Genomic DNA, 16,142 nt, shown 5'->3' on the forward strand with positions numbered 1-16,142 from the left:
ATTATCGGCCGTAAAACGCTGTGATGGTATCAAATGCACTATATCAGAAGATAATAATCACGTAAGCACTCTATAACGGACATAGAGTGCTTATGTTTTGTCCAGAGAAGAATGTTGATATAGAGACGGAGAAACAGATATGGATCAGACATTTGAAAAGAGAAAAAAGGTGATACTGGACTTCATCAGCGATGATATGTATGTACCTATGAAAATAAAAGAGATAGCAATTGTGCTCCAGATTCCCCGCGAACAGAGGGACGATCTGAAAGAGGTCCTTGACGTACTTGTGGAAGAAGGAAAGATATCGCTGTCAAAAAGAGGGAAATACAGCAAGGGTCAGGCTGTGCGCCTGAAAGGAGTCTTTCAGGCCAATGCGAGAGGATTCGGGTTCGTAACGCCGGAAGACGGCGCGGAAGATGTATTCATTCCAGAGGAGAATATATCCGGAGCATTTCAGGGAGACCAGGTAGAGTATATTATCACGGCGGCACCATCGGGAAGGCGCAGGGAAGGAAAGATTGTGAGAATACTCTCGCACAGTGTGGTGCATATTGTGGGACTCTATGAAAAAAGCAAAAATTTCGGGTTTGTGCGTCCTGATAATCAGAGATACCTGAAGGATATTTATATTCCTGCAGGCAAAGAAAAGGGAGCGATGAACGGGCATAAAGTCGTGGTGGAGCTGACCTCCTACGGCGGTGAGAATATGAAACCGGAGGGGACTGTCGTCGAAATCATCGGACACATTAATGATCCGGGAACAGATATACTGTCTGTTGTGATGGATGCGGGAATTCCGACGGAATTTTCAGAGAAGGTACTGAATCAGGCAGTGAGAGTATCAAAAGAAGTGAGCGAAGCAGACAGAGCGGGAAGAAAAGACCTGCGGGACTGGCTGATGGTGACGATAGACGGCGAGGATGCGAAGGACCTGGACGATGCTGTCTCCCTGCAGACGATAGACGGCAATTATGTCCTGGGCGTGCATATCGCGGATGTCACTAATTATGTGCAGGAGAACAGTGCCCTTGACAGAGAGGCTTTTGAAAGGGGCACGAGTGTGTATCTTGCCGATCGTGTTATACCGATGCTGCCCCATAAACTGTCAAATGGAATATGTTCACTGAATGCCGGAGAGGACAGGCTGGCATTGTCATGTATTATGACATTTGATCAGGCAGGAGAAATGATCGATCATGAGATTGCGGAAACAGTCATTCATGTGGACAAGAGAATGAGCTACAATGGTGTTGCGAAGATACTTGAGGACAATACAGAGGAAACCGGGACAGATCAGGAAATTGTCTCGATGCTCCTGAGCATGAAAAAACTTTCGGATATACTGAGAGAACGGCGAGGGAGACGGGGATCTATTGACTTTGATTTCCCGGAAACGAAAGTGATCCTCGATGAAAACGGAAAGCCGGTTGATATCAGGCCATATGAGCGGAACGATGCAACAAAGATCATTGAGGATTTTATGCTGATGGCAAATGAGACCGTTGCAGAGGAATACTACTGGCGAGAGCTGCCGTTCATTTACAGGACTCACGAAGTGCCGGATGAAGATAAAATACGGAAGCTCAGTACATTTATCAATAATTTCGGATATCATATCCATGTCCGCAATGAAGTACGTCCGAAGGAGATACAGAAACTTTTGGACAAGGTGGACGGAACGCCCGAAGAAGCGCTGATCAGCAGACTGACGCTCCGCTCCATGAAACAGGCGCGGTATACTACGGAGAATACGGGGCACTTCGGACTTGCGGCAAAGTACTATACACACTTCACTTCGCCGATCAGGAGATACCCGGATCTTCAGATACACCGGATCATCAAAGAAAACCTGAGAGGGCGGCTGAATGAGGACAGGATCTCGCATTATGAGGAGATACTCTCCCGCGTTGCAGCCCAGTGCAGTGACCGCGAGCGGAGGGCTGAAGAAGCAGAGCGTGAAGTGGTCAAGATGAAGAAGGCCGAATATATGCGCTCCCATATCGGAGAAGAATATGACGGCGTAATCTCCGGAGTGACGAAGTGGGGCGTCTATGTAGAGCTTGCCAATACGGTTGAAGGGCTTGTGCATGTGGCAGATATGCGGGATGATCATTACGAATTCGCAGAGCAGACATACGAACTGGTTGGAGAACACAGCGGAAAAACATACAAACTCGGACAGACTGTGCGGGTACGTGTTGCTGATGCAGACAAGCTGCAGAGAACAGTTAATTTTGAAATTGTATCGTGAATACAGGGGATTCTGCGGGAAAGCAGAGATGAAGTCCCTGCACATGCGCGGGCAAAGGAGTGTTAATATATATGGCTAAGGCAGAAGTAAAACTTATCGCCAATAATAAAAAAGCATATCATGATTATTTTATCCTTGAAAAATATGAAGCAGGGATTGTACTCCATGGTACGGAAGTCAAATCCCTGCGCATGGGAAAATGCAGCATCAAAGAATCATTTATCCGTGTTGAAGACGGGGAAATGTATATTTACGGCATGCATATTTCACCTTATGAAAAAGGGAATATCTTTAATAAAGATCCGCTGAGGGTACGTAAGCTGTTGCTGCACAAGAAGGAGATCCTCAAGATTTTCGGTAAGATGAAAGAACAGGGAATCACTGTTGTTCCGCTGAAAGTGTATTTCAGCGGAAGTCTGGTGAAAGTAGAGATCGGTCTCGCGAAAGGTAAGAAACTCTATGACAAGAGAGCGGATATCGCGAAGAAAGATCAGAAGAGAGAGGCGCAGAGAGACTTTAAAGTCAGAAATCTGTAGCGAGAATTTAAAAGAAACAGGAGATGTATCATGATCCAGGATATCGAACCGCGGCATTTGAATAATCAGTATGATCCCGTGCCGCCGGATAAAGACAGCTATGCACTGTATTATGAGGAACATGCGGTGCTTCTGAAAAAGACGGAGGAAGGCATTACATTCCCCAGATTCCGGGAAATCGAGAGGCTGAATGAAGAAATATATGAAGATTACATATATCTGTTTTCTGTAGATGATGAGAGATATTATCTTGTACAGGAAATCAACAGAGAGCCTCTGTCCGAATTTACAATGGAGAATACAGAGGTGTTCCGCAATGCAGATCCCCAGTATCATGCTTTTGCAGGAATCACGGGATATCAGCTCTACAACTGGTATAAAAATCATAAATACTGCGGAAGGTGCGGAAAGATGATGCGCCGCTCTGAAAAAGAGCGGATGCTCTACTGCGAAGACTGCCGTAATATGGAATATCCGAAGATCTGTCCGGCTGTCATTATCGGGGTTACGGACGGGAACCGCATCCTGATGTCCAAATATGCCGGGAGAGCATATAAGAAATATGCACTCCTTGCAGGCTTTACCGAGATCGGGGAGACGGTCGAGCAGACTGTTGCCCGGGAAGTCATGGAGGAAGTCGGGCTGAAGGTGAAGAATATCCGTTATTATAAGAGTCAGCCGTGGGCGTTTTCCGACACACTTCTGATGGGATTCTACTGTGATCTTGACGGAGAAGATAAGATAACGCTCGATCAGGACGAGCTGGCGCTTGCCGAGTGGTTTGAGCGGGAAGAGATTCCGGTTGAGCCGTCCAGGGACAGCCTGACAAATGAGATGATTATACGGTTTAAAAACGGTGCGGTCTGATGTATAATAGAGAAAATGTTTTAGTTACTGAGAATATTGTAAAACAGGAGGTACTGATTAATGAGAGCAGAATTTGACGAGAGCCTGGTAACCGGCAATGAGATGATCGATGCACAGCATAAGGAATTGATCGATAAGATCAACAAACTTCTGGACAGCTGTGAGACGAGCAAAGATAAGGTTGTTGCAGTAAAGACACTGGATTACCTGGCAGATTATACAGAGTTCCATTTTGGCGAGGAGGAGAAACTCCAGGAGTCGATCAATTATCCGGGCATCGCAGAGCATAAGAAAGAGCACGACAAACTTCGTCAGGTAGTAAAAGATCTCTACAACATGCTTGAGGAGGAAGAGGGACCGTCAGATGCTTTTGTCGAGCAGGTGAATAAAAATGTGATCGAGTGGCTGTACCGCCATATCAAAGGATTCGACCGGTCAGTGGCCGAGTATAAGTTCATGAATTCAAGCAGTGAGAGACTGTAATAAAAATCAGTCAGTGATAATCCTGCGGAAGAGAATATCCGGAAACAGGCGGAATGAGGATACTGATACACCTCATTCCGCCTGTTTTCAGTCTTGCAGGTCTTAGCTGCAGTTCTCACTGTATACTTCAAAGGACTTCTCCATCTTTTCCAGTATTTCTGAATACTGCAGGAAGGCGTTTTTCATTTCAAGCTCATTGAACGGCTGGTTTTTATAACAGATTCGGTGTTCCATTGCAGCCCAGAAATCCATGGATATTGTACGGAACTGGATTTCGACCGGATAGTACTCCATACCGTCCATATAATAGATAGGAACGCCGATAATCACATGATAACTGCGATAGCCGTTCGGCTTTGGCGCGGTTATGTAGTCTTTCTCTTTGATCACAATCAGGTCAGACTGTTTTTTCAGACATTCTACAAGATGACGGATGTCCTTTTCAAAGAAGCAGATTACACGGATGCCTGCTATGTCCTGAAGGAAAGATTTTGCATCCTGCATGCTTGTGGAGACGCGTTTTTTAACCAGTTTATTTTCAATGCTTTCCTTTTCTTTTATACGGTTTGTGATACTGTGAATCGGCTGAAAATCCTCATTCTCATAAGCAGTGTGATTCAGTATCTTGAGCCGGGTAAGGATCAGATTCATGGCATCCTGATAAGGATGGATCAGTGTGTAATATTGTTCATCAGTCATATGCATTATACTCCCTTCGATATGGAACAGTTTATTTCTAAAATGTGACGAAAGTGTGACGATAACATTATGAATTGATAATAAAACACTAAATTTGGATGACCGACAAGCCGCTTTACATACGTGAAATAATCTTATATAATTCGAGATAAGGCGGAGGTGGAGATGAATACGGATTTATTTAGAGATGCTTTCCCTTTCTGGGAAAACCTGACAGAAGCTCAGAGAGCTGAGATGGAAAATAATACGACTAGGAATCAGTGTGCGAAAAAGACCCGGATACATTTCGGAGGCGGAGAATGTGCGGGCGTTCAGATTATCGGAAAGGGAAGGGCACGTGTATTTATTACGTCTCCGGGAGGCGGAGATATTACTCTTTTCCGGCTGCTTGACGGGGATGTGAGTATTCTGAGCGCGGCCTGTATGTTAAATGGCATGGATATCGAACTGGATATGGAGATGGAGACCGACTGTGAGATCTACACGATTCCGAAGAAAGTGTACCGAAAACTGTATGATGAGAACGGCGCGGTGAAAGACTACACTATGGAGATGATCTCAGAGAAATTTTCGGATATTATGTGGCTGTTCAATCAGTTCGTATTTTCTAATGTGGCGTCCAGGATCGCGGGAGCGCTGCTCGAGCACAGGGCGCTGGAAGGCGGAGACGAATTGAAACTTACGCATGAGGATATCGCAAAAGATGCCGGGACAGCGAGAGAGGTTGTGACGAGGATCCTGAAGCAGTTCCAGGCGGACGGGCTTGTAAAGCTGACAAGGGGAAAGGTCACAGTACTGGATGCGGGAAAGCTCGGAAAGATATAGAGGAGAAATGTGATTTTGTCACTGAAAAGACAAAAGAAAGTGGTATAATAATCACATAGATTTGATTCAAATAGTGTATAGGAGGATATAAAAATGGCAGTTGTAAAGTTGACGACAGATAATTTTGATCAGGAAGTATTACAGGCGGACCAGACAGTGCTGGTTGATTTCTATGCAGACTGGTGCGGACCGTGTAAGATGATGGGACCGGTCGTTGAGGAGCTCGCCGGTGAGGAGAGCAATGTAAAAGTGTGCAAGATCAACATCGATGAGGAGATGGCGGTCGCACAGAAATATGGTGTTATGAGTATTCCTACATTTATCTCCTTTAAGAACGGAGAGGTTGCAGGAAAGCAGGTAGGCGCAGTACCAAAGAGCAAACTGCAGGAACTGATCAGATAAGTGTCTGACAGATGGCATAAGCCGGGGATTCACGCAAGTGATGAACTTTATAAGACAAAAGCTCTGTGAAAAATGGAATGTTCATTTGCACAGAGCTTTTTCTTCCGGAAATTTCAGGGATGAGCGTGCAGCCGGTAAATTTAGTCTACAGCTCGATGACTCTCGTGGCTATCTTCTCCCTGAAAGTACGGTCGTGTTCTACAAAGAGCATGGTCGGGCAGCAGGAGAGGAGCAGATCCTCGAGCTGCATGCGGGAAAAGACATCGATATAATTCAGAGGCTCATCCCATACAAAGAGATGGGCGGGTTCGCAGAGGGATTTTGCCAGAAGTACTTTTTTCTTCTGACCCTCGCTGTAAGTTTCAATCTGCTTCTCAAACTGAGGGCGTTCCAGCCCGAGCTTTGTCAGAACGGTGCGAAAGAGCGAGCCGTCCAGCCCGTATTCTGAGGCGAACTCTGAGAGGTTGCCGCGCAGGTAAGACGTATCCTGAGAGATGTAGGAGATACTCAGCCCTCCGGCTGTATATAGTTCGCCTGTGTGTGGCACATCCTCTCCAAGGATAAGGCGGATCAGGCTGGATTTACCGCAGCCGTTCTTTCCGGAAAGAGCAATCCGGTCGCCGGGATGGATCTCCATAGAAAAGTTCTCAAGAAGCGGTCCCTCCGCATCCGGGTAACGGATGGTCAGATCCTTCAGGGCGACGAGACGGCTGCTGTGGTGTTTGAGTATATTGAGTTTCAGTGAGTCGAGAGATTCGACATCCTTTAAGAGCTTTTCCTTTTCCTGAACAGCATTATCACGCCGGCGCTCCAGAGTTTTGGAGCGCTTCATCATTTTAGCGGCCTGATGGCCGATGTATCCCCGGTCCGGGCGCAGCCCCGCGACGCGGTTTCCGGTCTTAGTGCTCTCCACTTTGTCAGACCAGCGTTCTGTACGCCTGGCAGCTTCCTTTAATTTAACGATATCTTTTTTCAGACGCTCATTCTGTCTGCGCTCTGTTTCATCACGCGCTGTCTTATCTCTGTACCAGGAAGAGAAGTTCCCTTTACAGACTTCGATCGTTCTGCGGTTGAGTACGAGGACGTGATCCACACATCGGTCGATAAAATCCCGTTCATGGGAGACGAGGATGAAGCCTTTCTTGTGGGAGAGATATTCCGCAACTTTATCCCGTGCCGCGGCGTCCAGATGGCTGGTCGGCTCATCGATCAGGAGAAAGGCGTGTTCTTTGAGGAAGAGCGCGGCCAGCAGTACCTTCGACTGCTCTCCGAAACTGAGTGAACAAAACGGGCGATATAAGATCTCTGCATCCGCATCGAGCAGATTCAGTTCACGCAGGAGCTCCCACTGTTCCATGGCAGGGTTGACGGTTTCGGCAACTTCATAGGTGAGCAGATCCTTATTTTCTACGTGATAAGGAAAATACTCAAAGTCGACGGAAGTAAGGATAGAGCCGGAGTATTCATATGTACCGGTCAGAAGGCGCAGGAATGTAGTCTTCCCTTTGCCGTTCCTGCCGATAAATCCAAGCTTCCAGTCTGTATCGATCTGGAAAGTAACATTTTCAAAGACAGGTTCAAAACTGTCTTCATAAGTAAAAGTCAGATTGCTGACCTGTATCAGTGACATATCGATCTGCCTCCTTTTATAATACCACTACGATATGACCGGGGTGCTGTCCGGTAAATGTCCGCTCATGCAGGCATGGCGGCCGCTTGCCGGGCATATCGCGCAAAAAGGACCGCGGGAAAGTAAATTCCGCGGTCCTTCTGTCATACGGTATCCGGCACATGGATGAACTGTTACGATTACTTTCCTGCGATCACATGACAAAACAGACAAATGTTTTCTTTATTCTGCACAAAGAATAACAGAAAAGGAGGGGGATGTCAATCGTAACTTATGGCGTGAGAAAAATGACAGAAAACATGCAGTATGATATAATCACTGATGAATTCTGATTTTCGGCGTGACCATGACACCAGGGAGGAGACGTATGTCATTACAATTTATATTCGGCAATTCCGGCAGCGGTAAATCACACTGCCTGTACCATAGTATCATAGAGCAGTCCATCCGGCACCCGGAGAAGAATTATCTTGTCCTCGTGCCGGAGCAGTTTACCATGCAGACGCAGAAGGATCTGTGCCTCATGCATCCGAGGGGTGGAATCATGAATATCGACGTCTTGAGTTTCGGAAGGCTGGCTCACAGAGTATTCGAAGAGGTGGGGCAGGATAACCGGACGGTGCTGGATGATGAGGGAAAGAATCTGATCCTTAGAAAGATTGCGGGAAATTATGAGGATGAGCTTACAGTACTGAAGGGAAATCTGAAAAAGCAGGGGTATATCAGTGAGGTGAAGTCAGTTATATCGGAGTTTACCCAGTATGGCGTCAGTTACGAGAGTCTTGACGAGTTCATGGACAGTATCAGTCCGGACAGCTATCTCTATTATAAATTGAAAGATATACGGAAAGTCTATGAGGGATTTGAGGATTATTTAAGTGAGAAATATATTACAAAAGAAGAAATGCTGGATGTCTTGAGCGATGCGGTGCCGCGCTCGGGGATCTTACGCGGGAGCGTCGTGGCGATGGACGGGTTTACCGGATTTACGCCGGTGCAGGATCGTCTGCTGGGCGAGCTTCTGAAAGTGTGCGACAAGGTCATGATCACGGTGGAAATGGACGCGAGGGAAGATCCGTTTGTGTACCGGCATCCTTATCAGCTCTTTGCACTGAGCAAACAGATGGTGACTTCTCTTGTGAAGATCGCGCACGACACAAAGACAGGAGTGGAAGATCCTGTATATCTGTACGGGAAACCGCCGAAAAGGTTTGAGCATAATGAGGAGATGGCGTTCCTTGAGTCGGAGTTGTTCCGGTATTCCGGAAAGCAGTGTGACAGTACGGGCGCGATCTCCCTTCATGAGACCCGCAATCCCCGCTCAGAAGCACAGTATGTGGCAGAGAGTATACGTTATCTGGTGAGGGAGAAGGGATACCGTTACCGTGATATTGCAGTGATCACGGCGGATATGAATGTATATGCGGACGCGCTTGAAAAGGCGTGTGATATATTTGATATTCCGGTGTTTATGGATCATAAGAAGAGTGTCCTGCTCAATGCCTTCGTAGAGTATCTGAGGAGCCTGCTTGCCATGGCGGAGGAAAACTTTACCTATGACAGTGTGTTCCGTTTCCTTCGCACAGGGCTGTGCGGCTTCAAGGATGAAGAGGTGGACCGGATGGAGAATTACTGTCTGGCACTGGGGATAAAAGGCTACAAAAAATGGCAGCAGGCATGGGTGAGAAGGACTTCGGAAACGGGAGAAGCAGAGCTGCAGGAATTGAATCATCTGAGAGTACGGTTCGTGGAGAAGATCCAGGATCTTGTGTTCGTGCTCAAACAGAGAAGGAAGACTGTGCGGGATGTGACGATGGCAGTCTATGAGTTTATTTCAGCAGAGAAGATGCAGGAGAAACTCAGCGCCATGGAGCAGGATTTTCAGGACAAAGGAGAGCTTGCCCTGGCAAAGGAATACTCTCAGATTTACCGGATCGTGATCGGGCTGTTCGATAAGTTCGTCGAGCTCCTGGGCGATGAGAAGATCTCTCTGAAAGAATACTGTGACCTGCTGGATGCGGGGCTTGAAGAGGCGAAGGTGGGCGTTATCCCGCCAAGCCTGGATCAGGTAGTCATCGGCGATGTGGAGCGTACAAGGATCAAGAATATCAAGGCGCTGTTCTTCGTGGGAGCGAATGATACTCTTCTTCCGGGAAATGCGGGGGCCAGAGGGCTTCTCTCCGAACGCGACAGAGAGCAGTTCGCAAAAGGAGATATCACGCTCTCTCCGGGGCCGAAAGAGGAAATGTACACACAGAAATTTTATCTCTATATGAATCTGACCAAACCGTCGGAATATTTGTACCTGTCCTGGGCGAAAGTATCCGGGGATGGAAAAAGTCTGCGGCCGGCATATCTCATATCAGATATCCGTCGCCTGTTTCCTGCTTTAAAGACGATCGACGAAGAGAAACGGAAGATGTCGGAGTCTGAGATCACGAGAAAGACAGGCGTCCTGAAAGTGGCGGAGGGGATCCGAGACCGGAGGTCCGGTGTGGACAGCGAGTGGAAAGAACTGTATACATGGTTCCGGCAGGATGACTGCAGCAGTAATTCTATGGAAGAGATCCTTCGCGCAGGATTCCTGAGACGGGAGTATCCTGATCTGGGAACAGCGCGGGCGAAACAGTTATATCCGGACCCGGAGCGGATCAGCGTTACCCGGATGGAGCAGTTCGCTTCCTGTGCGTATGCTCATTTCCTGAGCTACGGGCTGCGGCTCTCAGACCGCGAAGAGTACGGTTTTGAGGCGATGGATCTGGGAAATATCGCGCACCAGTCGCTGGAGCGCTTCTCCAGAAAAGCGGACCGGGAAAAGATGCGCTGGGAGGAACTGCCGGATGATTTAAGGGACGAGCTGATCGATGAGAGTGTGGAGGAGAGCGTTCTTGACTACGGGAATACTGTCCTGTTCAGCTCCGCAAGAAATGAATATATGATCTCCAGGATAAAACGGCTGATCCGCAGGTCGGTCTGGGCGCTTACTAAGCAGCTTGAGAAAGGGGATTTTGTGCCCGGCGGTTATGAGCTGAAGTTCGGCAGCGGCAAGATCGACAGGATCGATATCTGCGAGGATGATTCGGATAATTGTGTGTACGTTAAGGTGACGGATTACAAGACCGGGATGAAGAGCTTTGACATTACAGCGCTGTATCACGGACTGCAGATGCAGCTGCCGGTGTATCTGAATGCCGCCATGAATGTGGAAAAACGGAAATTTCCGGGAAGAGATATCGTTCCTGCGGGAATATTTTACTACCGGATCCAGGATCCTGTTGTCGACAGAAAAGACAGCGATGAGGATGTGGAGAAGAGCATTTTAAAAGAACTGCGTCTGGACGGCCTTGTAAACGGGGATGAAGCCGTGATCGCTCATTTGGAGAGAGACCTGACGGGAAGTTCGCTGCTGATCCCGGTGGGGAGGAACAAAGACGGTTCCCTGAGCAAAAGCTCCAGAGCGCTTCCGGGGGATACATTCCGGACAGTTCTCGCGTATGCGGAAAATAAAGAGAAGAAAATACGGGAAGAAATAACTTCCGGGAAAGCGGCTGCCGAGCCATATGAGATGGCCGGCTCGACCGGATGCGATTACTGCGCGTACAGGGATATATGCGGGTTTGATATCCGGATCGACGGATGCGTGTACCGCAGGCTTGAGAAGTATTCCATGGAAGAAGCTGTAGCGAAGATGTCAGTTGGGACGGAAGGCGGACAGGGCAGAGAACAGAACGGTCAGGAGGGGCAGACGAGATGAGCGTAAAGTGGACAAATGAACAGCAGAAAGTCATCGATCTTAGAAATCGCAACATCCTCGTTTCAGCAGCCGCAGGATCCGGAAAGACGGCAGTGCTCGTGGAACGCATTATCAAACGGCTTACGGAGGATACGCCCCCTGCAGATGTAGACAGGCTGCTCATCGTGACATTTACAGAGGCGGCAGCCGCGGAGATGAAAGAGAGGATTGGCGCGGCGATCGAGAAGAAGCTGGAAGAACGTCCCGGTGACGCGCATCTGGAGAGACAGGCTACCCTGATCCACAGTGCGCAGATCACGACGATCCACAGCTTCTGTCTCTCGGTCATCCGGGATCATTTTCATGTGATCGGGATCGACCCCGGATTCCGCATTGCGGAAGAGGGGGAACTGAAGCTTTTAAAGCAGGATGTGCTCGAAGAGCTTCTGGAAGAATGTTATGCTTCAGAAGAGGAAGCGTTTCTTGATTTTACCGAACGGTTCGGGAGCGGGAAGAGCGATAAGAAGATCGAGGAGATCATCCTGAAAATGTATGAATACTCCCGCAGTTATCCCCGCCCTGACCGGTGGCTGGACCAATGTGTGGAGGCGTACGAGACGGAGGATCTGGAAGCGCGCGCGGAGGAGAGAGCCCGCATAAAGGCGTCGGATATCCGGCGGATGATCGAGCGCGGGATAAAGATCTGCGAGGAACCTGACGGACCGTATATGTACGGTGATATGCTGGAATCCGACCTTGACGGACTGGAAAAAGTGGATCGTGCAAAGGATTATGACGCAATGTATGAGGCCGTCACCGGTTTTAAGTGGAAACGCCTCTCGGCTAAGAAAGACGATACCGTATCTCCTGACAAGAAAGAGAAAGTAAAGAAGCTCCGGGAACAGGCGAAGAGTCTCTTAAAAGCGCTGCAGGAGGATTACTTTTATGCACCGCGCGATGTATGGGTAAAAGATATGCGGGACGCCCTGCCGTCCGTGATCACTCTGACAGATCTTGTGAAACGATTTGCATCTATGCTGGATGAGAAGAAGCGTCTCAGAAATATGATCGACTTCAACGATATGGAACAGTTTGCCCTTGCGATCCTGACGGAGGAAAAGGATGGGGAGCTTGTGCCCTCAGCCGTCGCCGGGGAATATCAGGATCTCTTCGATGAAGTGATGATCGATGAGTATCAGGACAGCAATCTTGTGCAGGAGACGATCCTGACCAGTGTATCGAAGGTGTCACGCGGAGAGTATAACATTTTTATGGTGGGGGATGTAAAACAGAGCATCTACAGTTTCCGCCTGTCCAGACCAGAGCTTTTCATGGAGAAATATGATACCTACAGTCTGGAGGACAGCGCCACGCAGAGGATTGACCTGCATAAGAATTTCCGCAGCCGCGGGGAAGTGCTGGACAGTGTAAATTATATTTTCCGGCAGATCATGAAGAAAGAGCTGGGGGGCATCGAATATGACGACAGCGCAGCGCTTTATCAGGGAGCGGAATTCCCTCCTGCTCCGGAGCAGGGTTCACAGTTTATAAGCGAACTGCTTCTTCTTGATAAAGAAGATACTGGAGGCGAGGATGAGCGCAGGGCAGAGGCGAGAATGATTTCGCGCCGGATACATGAGCTGATTATGGACGGCGTAGTACTCGATAAAGAAACGCAGAAATACCGGAGAGTGCGATACAGCGATATCGTGATCCTGACGCGGAGTATCCGGGGGTGGGCGGAAGTCTTCTCCTCGGTCCTTGCGGAAGAGGGGATACCGGCTTACTCAGTGAGCAGAGAAGGGTATTTTGAGACTTATGAGGTCAGCGTCCTGCTGGATTATCTGAAGATCCTGGATAATGCCAGGCAGGATCTTCCCCTGACCGCAGTGCTGACTTCCCCGTTCTGCGGTCTGGATACGCAGGAACTCTCAGAGATACGGATCGCATATCCGAATGTACCTTTCTACGAGGCGGCGGCAGCCTATGCCGGTGAGGAGCATATAGCAGAGGACAGTGCGGCAGAGAGCCTGCAGAGGAAACTGCGGGAGTTCTATTCCCAAGTCCGTCATTTTAGGGAACGTGTGCCGTACACGCCAATACATGAGCTGCTGCAGGAAATCATTGACGAGACAGGATACGGCCTGTACATTGCCGCAATGCCGGGCGGCGCCCAGCGCATGGCAAATGTAGAAATGCTGACAGAGCGGGCGGCGTCTTTCGAGGGGACGAGCTACAAGGGACTGTTCAACTTTGTGCGTTATATTGCCCAGCTTAAAAAGTATGATGTGGATTACGGCGAGGCGGGCATCATGGATGAACAGGCGGACACGGTGCGCATTATGAGTATCCATAAGAGTAAAGGTCTGGAATTCCCGATCGTATTTGTGGCAGGTATGAGTAAACAGTTCAATACCCAGGATACGAAAGGAAGTGTGCTGCTTCATCCGGACTGGGGCGCAGGACTGGATCTGATCGATCTGAAGCGAAGGACGAAGACGCCGACTTTTCTGAAAAAAATGATCCGGGAGGAGACTGTACTTGAAAATCTTGCAGAGGAAATGCGTATTCTCTATGTGGCATTGACCCGTGCGAAAGAGAAGCTGATCATGACAGGAAGTGTAAAGATGTCGGAAGAAGGTTTGATTTCGGGTACTTCCGGTGTATTCCGCGCAGAGGGGGCGAAAAACTATCTCGACTGGGTACTGCCTTGTATCCTGTCTGACGAGACCGGCGAAGTGAAGGCAGAGGGTCCGTTTGAAGTCCATATCTTCGGTGCGGATGATATCCTCCCGCAGGAGGCGGAATGTCAGGCAGAAGTCCTGGCGGAAGATGTGCTGCGAAGCTGGGATGTCTCGCGGACATATGTGCCGGGATTAAAAGAACGGCTGGACGAACAGATCAATTATGTCTATCCTTATGAGGATGAGGGAAAGATGAAGATGAAATTTACAGTGTCCGAGCTCAAGAAGTGGGCATCTCTTGCAGAAGAACCCGGCGAAGAAATGTACGAAGAACCGGTCGTTGTGCCGCTCGTTCCGGAGTTTCTCAAAGAAGAGGAGGCTTTGACCGGGGCGTCGCGGGGAAGCGCGTATCACAAACTGCTGGAACTGCTGGATTTTACAGCTGATTATGGTGCGGAATATAATGATGGAGAAAGGGACGGAAAATACTGCGGCGCCGCAGAGGGGAACACTGGTGGTGCCGAGGCAGACAGCTTCGGCGGCAGCGAGAAGAAACTGGCCGAGGCGGTGGAGAGACTGCGGCAGGAGGGCAGATTGACGGATGAGATGGCAGAGTGCATCCGTCCACGGGACATCCTGCGTTTCCTCGGGTGTGAAAGCGGAAGGAGGATGACTGCCGCCGCGCGCAGAGGAAAGCTTTATAAAGAGCAGCCTTTTGTGCTCGGTATTGATGCAGCGGAAATCTATCCGGAGGACAGGTCAGGTGAAAAGATCCTTGTACAGGGAATCATAGACGTATACTTTGAAGAACCGGACGGTCTGGTAGTGCTGGATTATAAGACAGACAGAGTGAAGACCGGCGGAGAACTGAAAGAAAAGTATCATGCGCAGCTTGACTATTATGCCCAGGCACTTGAGCAGCTTACAGGAAAAAATGTGAAAGAAAAGATCATCTATTCATTTACACTTGGGGAGGAGATCAAAGTATGAGTATTCTTACCGGATATCTGGCAGTTATCAATTTTATTACATGGGTCGCATATGGCCTCGATAAAGGCAGGGCAAAGTCCGGAAAATGGCGCATCCCGGAGCGGACTCTCCTGCTGCTTGCCCTGATCGGCGGCTCTCTGGGGGCGCTGGCCGGGATGATCATGTTCCGGCATAAGACAAGAAAAGCGAAATTCGTTATCAGCGTGCCGGTCATGTTCGTGGTGCATTGCGTGATCGTGACGATGCTGTATCTGCAATAAACTCCGGATTTATCAGAGTAAGCCGTGTTGAAGATAAGGTTCGAAAACGGACGGAATGAGGCGCGAAAGTACTTCTTCGAGGCAGGCGGTATGTGCTTTAGGCTCCGCTCCATAATCTGAGAAAAACTAAAGAGTCCGTGAACTGATTAAATGCAAAGCCGCAAAATGGATAACTCGCCTTTGGCTCAGACAATCCATTTTGCGGCTTAACATCAGTCCCCGGACTCCCAACTTTTTCTGGCAGATTATTCCGAAGTCGCCTTCCGCACATACCGCCAGCCTCTTTTTGAGCCCTTCTGCGCCTCATCGCCATCCGTTTTCTACTTTATCTCCACCGCCAGTCACTCCGATAAATGCGGGAGATATAAAATGGGAAGAGACCGGAACTTCACCGGTCGACTTTCCTTTTCCTCCAAATGGTTGGGATGAGAATGTAGCCGGGAAAGTTCCGGTCTCTCCCCTTTGATGAGGATTTGTTGATAGATACTGTTGCGGACCGCGGATGGATATACTGCCGACCGGATGAGACAGCGGAAAAAGAAGATACTGCATAAGCTGTGCATCGACATGGAGCGTTCCGAATACACCTCGTTCTCCATGTTAGCGGCGTTAAAATACGAGTTCCAATGGACGAGTATTTTAATGCCGCGTTACATGGATTCGAGGGGATGAGGTAAGCGGGTCGGCACAGCGCTGCAGTATCTTCTTTTCCGCGTCCGCCATCCGATCAGCATATTTTCACTACAGCGGCGGCATCTGTTCAATAAATCCGGATTTCT

Annotated in this window: 11 protein-coding genes; 9 read left to right on the plus strand and 2 right to left on the minus strand. The window is 48.8% G+C overall.

All coding sequences use genetic code 11. The annotated features are described in order from the left end of the window. The first annotated feature begins 139 nt into the window (after window positions 1-139). From rnr to FNY66_RS00660, 4 genes are all read left to right on the plus strand, one after another. Window positions 140-2,254 (plus strand): ribonuclease R, encoded by a 2,115-nt coding sequence (rnr, locus tag FNY66_RS00645; protein WP_150309986.1) that lies wholly within the window; start codon window positions 140-142, stop codon window positions 2,252-2,254. A gap of 71 nt (window positions 2,255-2,325) precedes the next feature. Continuing rightward, the gene (gene smpB / locus FNY66_RS00650; protein WP_087150989.1) at window positions 2,326-2,790 is read left to right on the plus strand and encodes an SsrA-binding protein SmpB; all 465 of its coding nucleotides are present in this window, start codon (window positions 2,326-2,328) and stop codon (window positions 2,788-2,790) included. A gap of 30 nt (window positions 2,791-2,820) precedes the next feature. Then, the gene (gene nudC, locus FNY66_RS00655) at window positions 2,821-3,657 is read left to right on the plus strand and encodes an NAD(+) diphosphatase (RefSeq protein WP_150309987.1); all 837 of its coding nucleotides are present in this window, start codon (window positions 2,821-2,823) and stop codon (window positions 3,655-3,657) included. 60 nt (window positions 3,658-3,717) lie between these two features. Continuing rightward, window positions 3,718-4,140, plus strand: a complete 423-nt coding sequence (locus FNY66_RS00660; protein ID WP_087150987.1) for a bacteriohemerythrin — start codon at window positions 3,718-3,720, stop codon at window positions 4,138-4,140. Window positions 4,141-4,242: 102 nt separating this feature from the next. On the opposite strand, the gene FNY66_RS00665 is transcribed toward FNY66_RS00660, so the two are convergent. Further along, a complete protein-coding gene (locus tag FNY66_RS00665; protein ID WP_087150986.1) occupies window positions 4,243-4,839 on the minus strand; it encodes a GTP pyrophosphokinase in 597 nt (198 codons plus the stop codon). Between the two features lie 165 nt (window positions 4,840-5,004). On the opposite strand from FNY66_RS00665, the gene FNY66_RS00670 reads away from it, so the two are divergent. After that, entirely contained in the window at window positions 5,005-5,664 is a 660-nt protein-coding gene (locus tag FNY66_RS00670; RefSeq protein WP_150309988.1) for a Crp/Fnr family transcriptional regulator, read from the plus strand. Window positions 5,665-5,757: 93 nt separating this feature from the next. Beyond that, the gene (gene trxA, locus FNY66_RS00675) at window positions 5,758-6,066 is read left to right on the plus strand and encodes a thioredoxin (protein WP_087150984.1); all 309 of its coding nucleotides are present in this window, start codon (window positions 5,758-5,760) and stop codon (window positions 6,064-6,066) included. A 145-nt stretch (window positions 6,067-6,211) separates the two neighbouring features. Here the strand turns inward: trxA and abc-f are convergent, their stop codons facing one another. Then, window positions 6,212-7,696 carry a ribosomal protection-like ABC-F family protein gene (gene abc-f / locus FNY66_RS00680; RefSeq protein ID WP_150309989.1) on the minus strand — a complete coding sequence of 495 codons (1,485 nt, stop codon included), beginning with the start codon at window positions 7,694-7,696 and terminating at the stop codon, window positions 6,212-6,214. Window positions 7,697-8,063: 367 nt separating this feature from the next. Between abc-f and FNY66_RS00685 the strand changes: the two genes are divergently transcribed. Genes FNY66_RS00685 through FNY66_RS00695 form a run of 3 tightly spaced genes read left to right on the plus strand, consistent with a single transcriptional unit; the run spans window position 8,064 to window position 15,363 of the window. After that, the gene (locus FNY66_RS00685) at window positions 8,064-11,450 is read left to right on the plus strand and encodes a PD-(D/E)XK nuclease family protein (RefSeq protein ID WP_150309990.1); all 3,387 of its coding nucleotides are present in this window, start codon (window positions 8,064-8,066) and stop codon (window positions 11,448-11,450) included. Next, complete coding sequence (gene addA / locus FNY66_RS00690) at window positions 11,447-15,103, plus strand: helicase-exonuclease AddAB subunit AddA (RefSeq protein ID WP_150309991.1); 3,657 nt, start codon at window positions 11,447-11,449, stop codon at window positions 15,101-15,103. The genes FNY66_RS00685 and addA overlap by 4 nt, the downstream gene beginning before the upstream one ends. Then, window positions 15,100-15,363, plus strand: coding sequence for a DUF1294 domain-containing protein (locus FNY66_RS00695; protein WP_150309992.1), 264 nt, complete (start codon window positions 15,100-15,102; stop codon window positions 15,361-15,363). The genes addA and FNY66_RS00695 overlap by 4 nt, the downstream gene beginning before the upstream one ends. Window positions 15,364-16,142 lie beyond the last annotated feature (779 nt).

This window comes from Mediterraneibacter catenae, assembly GCF_008691045.1.
Lineage (GTDB): Bacteria > Bacillota > Clostridia > Lachnospirales > Lachnospiraceae > Mediterraneibacter > Mediterraneibacter ornithocaccae.

Excerpts from the sequence above, each read along its gene's own strand:
- rnr (WP_150309986.1), top strand. The coding sequence starts at position 140 with ATGGATCAGACATTTGAAAAGAGAAAAAAGGTGATACTGGACTTCATC.
- smpB (WP_087150989.1), top strand. The coding sequence starts at position 2,326 with ATGGCTAAGGCAGAAGTAAAACTTATCGCCAATAATAAAAAAGCATAT.
- nudC (WP_150309987.1), top strand. The coding sequence starts at position 2,821 with ATGATCCAGGATATCGAACCGCGGCATTTGAATAATCAGTATGATCCC.
- FNY66_RS00660 (WP_087150987.1), top strand. The coding sequence starts at position 3,718 with ATGAGAGCAGAATTTGACGAGAGCCTGGTAACCGGCAATGAGATGATC.
- FNY66_RS00665 (WP_087150986.1), bottom strand. The coding sequence starts at position 4,839 with ATGACTGATGAACAATATTACACACTGATCCATCCTTATCAGGATGCC.
- FNY66_RS00670 (WP_150309988.1), top strand. The coding sequence starts at position 5,005 with ATGAATACGGATTTATTTAGAGATGCTTTCCCTTTCTGGGAAAACCTG.
- trxA (WP_087150984.1), top strand. The coding sequence starts at position 5,758 with ATGGCAGTTGTAAAGTTGACGACAGATAATTTTGATCAGGAAGTATTA.
- abc-f (WP_150309989.1), bottom strand. The coding sequence starts at position 7,696 with ATGTCACTGATACAGGTCAGCAATCTGACTTTTACTTATGAAGACAGT.
- FNY66_RS00685 (WP_150309990.1), top strand. The coding sequence starts at position 8,064 with ATGTCATTACAATTTATATTCGGCAATTCCGGCAGCGGTAAATCACAC.
- addA (WP_150309991.1), top strand. The coding sequence starts at position 11,447 with ATGAGCGTAAAGTGGACAAATGAACAGCAGAAAGTCATCGATCTTAGA.
- FNY66_RS00695 (WP_150309992.1), top strand. The coding sequence starts at position 15,100 with ATGAGTATTCTTACCGGATATCTGGCAGTTATCAATTTTATTACATGG.